Source organism: Synechococcus sp. R8-2, assembly GCF_047461715.1.
Lineage (GTDB): Bacteria > Cyanobacteriota > Cyanobacteriia > Thermostichales > Thermostichaceae > Thermostichus.
Map to the genome: position 1 here is coordinate 1 of NZ_JANSHQ010000373.1, position 2,397 is coordinate 2,397.

Genomic DNA, 2,397 nt, shown 5'->3' on the forward strand with positions numbered 1-2,397 from the left:
TATCACTTGGATCCCAGAACCGATTTCATGACAGACCGGTATCGTCAATATGCCGATGTGTTTCGACACATTCCCACCGGACTTGAGGATGCAGCCCGACAAATCCTGCAGGATCAGCTAGATATTTTGGTGTATTTGGAGATTGGTCTTTCACCTCTTATTCTGCAACTGGCTTCCCTGCGACTGGCACCGATACAGTGCTCCACTTGGGCTCATCCTATAACTTCTGGACTTTCTACGATTGACTATTTCCTCTCCAGCGATTTAATGGAGCCAGAGGATGCTCAAGAACATTATAGTGAAGCCCTGATTCGTTTACCTCATTTGGGCACTTGCTTCGAAAAGCCGGTTTTGCCTCAGCAAAAGCGCTATCGAGAGGATTTCGGCCTGCGCAGAAACGCAGTGGTTTACCTAGCTTGTCAATACTTGGGTAAATATCTGCCCCAATATGACTATCTTTTTGCCGCTATTGCTCAGCGGGTGCCCAACGCTCAATTTGTTTTTTTGGCTCTGCCCAATGCTGCTATTGCCCGACAATTTCGGGAACGGCTCACCCAGGCTTTTTCTTTGTATGGCCTCAATGTAGAAGACCACTGCCTGATCCTGCCCGGATTGGATTATCAAGACTACTTGGATCTCAACCGCTGTGCCGATCTTATGTTAGATTCCTATGGCTGGTCAGGTGGGATCACCACCTTAGAGGCCGTTGCGGTCGGATTGCCTGTGATCACTTGCCCTGGAAAGCTGATGCGGGGGCGGCATACCTATGCCATTCTCAAAAGAATGGAGCTGGACAGCTTAATTGCCTCGGATCTGAAAAGCTATGAGGATTTGGCCGTAAAACTGGGATCCGATTCTGAGTTTCGCTACCACATGGCTGAGGAGGTTCGGCAGCGATGCCACCTACTCTTCGAAGATCGAGAATGTGTGGCAGCCCTGGCCCATTTCTTCCTCACCAGGAAGCCCGACGCCAGTAGTGGTTAGCCCACTGCGAAAAAGGGTTTTGCTCTGGATCCCTTCCTGAGGACAAAATTGGCTCAACGGCCCCACTACGCCCTTGAAGCTCCCTTCTCGAGGTCAACAGCGGAACAGCCCCCCCAGGCCGGTGCAAGCCTAAACGTGGGAAAATCCTGTCAGTGATCTGCATTTTGCTGAGAATTGCTCAGAGCATCGTAATCTAGAGGAACATTGACATCCGGTGTCCGGAGGAGTGCTTATGCCAGGGCTAGCATCGAATGCTTCTAGAGCTCCGCAGGGATCCCTGCAGAGGCTGTTCTTGGGCCTTTTGGCCTCGGCTGCGGTTTTGGCAGGTTGTGGAGGAAGTGGAGGGAGTACAATACCGCCTCTAGTGAACGTCTGCGAACAAGCCTTCAGTCCAGGCCTTTTTGCATCGATTGGTCTGCGCCGACAGGGGGATAGGCGCAGTGGAACCTTGGGGCCGAATAGCCCTTTGGAGTATTATTTTGATGAGGAGGGCAATTTTCGAAATGCCCGGGAATTCCCACCCCCTCCCGGCACGTTTACCTTTTATTCAGATGGGTTTCTTTACTTTCCCTCTGCAGCCAACGTTACGGGGGTTACGATCCGGCTGACCAGCCCGGTTTTCGACCCGCTATTGGTCATCGGCAGCTATGACAGCAACCGGAGATTGGATCCTGACGTTTTTGTAAATGATGATGCTGCCCCTGGCAACTTTACCACCTCTGAGCTGACCATCCCAGTACGGCAAGACCGCTGCTACTTGCTCCAGGTGCAAAGCTACTGGGCGCAAAATGCCTCTCCAGCCGCTGGGCCGGGCAGCCCTGGGCGAGGCCCTTACACCATCGAAGTTGTGAGCGAAAGCTTTGCTGCTCCTCCTCCACCGCCTCAACGGCAACAGAAACCGGAGGATGGAGAAAACGGCGGTGGCGGTGATCGGGGAGGAGGCGTAGGTATTTAGCTCTGCCGTGTGAGCCTAATGGCGAAGCTGGCGCTACCACAGGTAGCCGTTCCTCGAATCGAGCGCCCGTCAGCGCTGACAGTGCCGCTCCAAGTGATGGTTGGGGTGCCACTACCCGCTGCCTTACCGCTGACAGAAAGTTGGCTGCCGATGAGCTGGCCGCTGCGTTCGGAAAAGCTGGGGGAGGAAACGCTGATCTGGTTGCCCTCCTGACGAATGGAGACGGTTTCCTGGACGCCAGCCGCAACATTGACCTTGCACAGGGATCCCTGCCAGATAAAAGATCCTCCCTCGTAAAGCCACTCGCCGCTGAGGGCCAGCTCTGCCGCAGGTGTTGGCGTTGCCGGGGCAGGTGTGGCAGTGGGAGTGGGGGATGGAGTCGGGGTGGGGGTAGGAGTACGAGGGACAAGCGGGGTGAATCGAGGGATAGGGGTAAGCGTCGGTGTCGGAGTGGGTGT

Annotated in this window: 1 protein-coding gene and 2 pseudogenes; 2 read left to right on the forward strand and 1 reads right to left on the reverse strand. The window is 54.6% G+C overall.

The features are described 5' to 3' along the window. Both NW819_RS09240 and NW819_RS09245 read left to right on the forward strand, forming a co-directional pair. A pseudogene (locus NW819_RS09240) lies at positions 1 to 984 on the forward strand (glycosyltransferase); the annotation flags it as partial. Between the two features lie 364 nt (positions 985 to 1,348). After that, complete coding sequence (locus NW819_RS09245; RefSeq protein ID WP_414413558.1) at positions 1,349 to 1,939, forward strand: hypothetical protein; 591 nt, start codon at positions 1,349 to 1,351, stop codon at positions 1,937 to 1,939. Here NW819_RS09245 and NW819_RS09250 read toward each other — a convergent pair. Further along, positions 1,936 to 2,397 (reverse strand): annotated as a pseudogene (locus NW819_RS09250) (serine/threonine protein kinase); the annotation flags it as partial. The gene NW819_RS09245 and the pseudogene NW819_RS09250 overlap by 4 nt on opposite strands.